Origin of the sequence: Rhodoblastus sp., assembly GCF_052145335.1 — a bacterium.
Taxonomy (GTDB): Bacteria; Pseudomonadota; Alphaproteobacteria; order Rhizobiales; family Beijerinckiaceae; genus Rhodoblastus.
In genome coordinates this window covers 1-2978 of the sequence record NZ_JBKQOU010000257.1, presented here as the reverse complement: position 1 = coordinate 2978, position 2978 = coordinate 1, and the positions used below count along the sequence as shown (strand labels likewise).

The window sequence follows — 2978 nt, the reverse complement described above, 5'->3', positions numbered from 1 at the left end:
GGCGCCGACGAGTCCGGCGAGAACCACAACCTCCCCTGCATGCACCTCGAAACTGACGTCGCGCACGTCGGAGCTGCTGACGCCTTCGACGCTGAGGATGGTCCGGCCCTGGATATGAGCGGAGCGTTGATAGAGGGCGCTGAGGTCCCGCCCGACCATCAATCGAACCAGATCGGCCTCGCTGGTTTCCGCGGCGAGACGCTCGCCGACGACCTCCCCGTCGCGCAAAACCAGGACGCGGGTTGCGACGCGCAGGATTTCCTTCATACGGTGCGAAACGTAGATGACCGCAACGCCGCTCGCGGTCAGCCTCTCTATCAGCGCGAACAGCCTGTCCGCCTCGTGGTCGGAAAGCGACGAGGTCGGCTCGTCGAACGCGAGGACGCGTACGGTCCCCGAAAGCGCCCTGAGAATCTCGACCAGCTGACGCTGCGCGGGCGAAAGGCTGGCGCCGAGCTGGCCGGGATCAATCATGCCCGCAAAGCCGCTGCGCTCGATATCCGCCGCCACTTTGGCGCGTAGCGCGGCGCGATCGAACAGTCTGCCGCGGCGCGGAAGAACGCCCGCGTAGACATTTTCCGCCACGGACACATAGGGAATGATCTCAGGCTCCTGCGCCACTACGCGAACGCCAAGACGGTGCGCGTCCGCGGGCGCCGCTATGGTGACCGGTTTGCCGTCAATCTGGATGCGGCCGGCGTCCGGAGCGTAGGCGCCGGACATGATTTTTAGCAGGGTCGACTTGCCGGCGCCGTTCTCCCCCATCAGGGCGAGCACTTCGCCGGCGCGGGCAACCAATCCCACCTCATGCAGCGCCTGGACGCCGGCGAACCGCTTGCTCACGCCTTCCATCACCAGCTGAGCCGGCTGCATAGGAGACCTTTCAGGCATGATGCGCTTCGCGGCGCGCAGCCGCGCTGGCCCGCGCCGCGTTCCTCACGGCTAGCTGCAACTCCCCATCACCGATTTCCAGTTTTCCGGCGTCACGATGGTGGTATGGGCGATCGTCTTGGGGGGCAGCGGTTTGTGATCGCGGATCGACGCCACAAGCACGCGCACTGCGGCGTCGCCGACGTCGCGGCCGCTGATATAGAGCGCGGCCTTGTTTCCCGTCTTCTGGCCTGCCTGCCAGTCTTTGCAAGTGAGGTATGCCCCGAGTCCGACCCCGATCACGTTCTCAGCAGGCATGCCGGCGTTGGCGAGCGCCGTGGTCACCCCGATTAGGTTTTCGTCGTTGCAGGCCCAGGCGACCCAGTGCTTGACATTCGGGTTGGCCGTGACGACGGCGCCGGTGCGGTTCTGCGCGTCCATCGTCGAGTTGTCGGTGCCGACCTTGATGATTTTCGGCAACGCTCCAACAACCTTCTGGAACGCAGCCTCTTCTCCGGCTTCGCGGTCCTGGCAGACGGAAAGCTGCTGCTCATAAGCGGCGATGACGCGCACGTCGTCGATGTTCCAACCGCTCGCCTTGAACAGTTTGCCCGCGTCCTCGCCGACCTTGGAGCCCATGTCGAAGCCGTCGAAGCCGACGAACGCGGCGGCTTCGCCAGCGCCGCTCTTGATCGGGTCGTCGACGGCGACCAGCGGAATCTTGGCCTGCGCCGCCATGTCGATCACCTGCGGACCAATCTGTTGATCGGGCACCACAATCGCGATTCCGTCGACCTTCTGGCCGACCATCACGTTCATCGCGCTGATCGCCGCGTTCGAGTCCATGCTGACATTGACGACGTTGACCTTGACGTTGCCGAGTTCCTTGGCGGCGTCGCGCGCGCCGTTGGCCTCGTCGACAAAATACTGCTGGTCGCCCTGCTTTTGAATCAGCGCAATCGTGAGCTGGTCGCCCGCCGCCCAGACTGGCGGCACGCCAAGTACGGACCCGACAATCCCGGCAAGCAATGTCGGCGCCAGAATTCGCTTCATGTCGCTCACGCGCTTCATATCACGTCTCCTCCCAGTTCATTTCGCAGCTTAGCTGGCTGCGAACCTCGTTTACCGTAGTGCGCCGGAAGCTGCAGCGGGAATGGCGTGGACGCTGGATAATATGGATGATACTCTGATTGCCATCCGCCTTGTGGCCGTCATTGCCGGCGTCTTCAAACGCGGGCCCACGGTTCGACGACCATAGCTCGGCGATCGTGTCTTTCGAAACGTGCACTTCACCGTTGATGCCTTCGACGAATCGATTTGCCGGCGAACGACCGTTGTTGAGCGCCGGCCGGTGCGGCCGCCCGCTCGTGATGATCGATCGGCTCGCCAAGCCTCTCGCAGCCGAGGTGCGGAATGGAGCCCATCGCGGGCTGGCCCGGCATGGAGATCTAACCGCAACATGTGGGGCGGTGTCGCAGGTCCGAGGATCGTCTGAAGGCGGCAACAAACTGCGGCTCCTGCCGCCGCGTGTGCTCCGCGGGGTCGCTGAACCTGCGGATGTCTCCGATCGCCGCGGTGATGCCTATTGCGACGGTCAGACTGGCGTCGCAGGAAGGGTTGCCGTGCATCCGAAGCAAGTCGTTCGGGATGGCGACATGCCCGACTCGAGGTGGCCACGGTACCAGCGCTGAAACGGGTTCGGTTGAAGACGATCGTCGAGCAGTGGGGGCTATCGATACCGAGCGCCTTGACCATCTCGGTTCGGCTCCAGCCGACGACGTGGAACGGCTCGGAGGCGGCCGCGAGTCGATCGGGCCCGTTTGTGGTGCTTCGCGTAGTTCTGGGCGGTCCATGCCGGCAGCTGATAGCGCGGATCGACGGCTTCGAGTTGGCGGAATGGCTGGCCCAGCTGAGCTTTCAACGGCGCGATGCAATCCCAACCGAGCATAAACTCGACGGCGTCATGCAACAGTTCGCGTAAAGCCTCCTGAGTGGTCAGCGGACCTTCGGCCTCGCGGATGGCGAGGACGGTGCGGCGGTCGCGTCGAGCATGGTCATGGGCTTGTTCACGGGCGCGCTCCTCTCGTCTCGGATCTGGCGCTGAGGAC

3 protein-coding genes and 1 pseudogene are annotated in these 2978 nt (G+C 64.3%); all 4 read right to left on the bottom strand.

Annotation, left to right across the window (positions count from 1 at the left end; translation table 11 throughout):
* A partial coding sequence (locus tag ACLP2E_RS16430) for an ATP-binding cassette domain-containing protein (protein ID WP_442466544.1) occupies positions 1–873 on the bottom strand: 873 nt, incomplete at its 3' end.
* Between the two features lie 69 nt (positions 874–942).
* Positions 943–1941, bottom strand: coding sequence for a substrate-binding domain-containing protein (locus ACLP2E_RS16425; protein WP_442466543.1), 999 nt, complete (start codon positions 1939–1941; stop codon positions 943–945).
* Position 1942: 1 nt separating this feature from the next.
* Positions 1943–2260: a hypothetical protein gene (locus ACLP2E_RS16420; protein WP_442466542.1), complete on the bottom strand. Its 318-nt coding sequence runs from the start codon at positions 2258–2260 to the stop codon at positions 1943–1945.
* Positions 2261–2599: 339 nt separating this feature from the next.
* Positions 2600–2978: pseudogene (locus ACLP2E_RS16415) on the bottom strand (hypothetical protein); the annotation flags it as partial.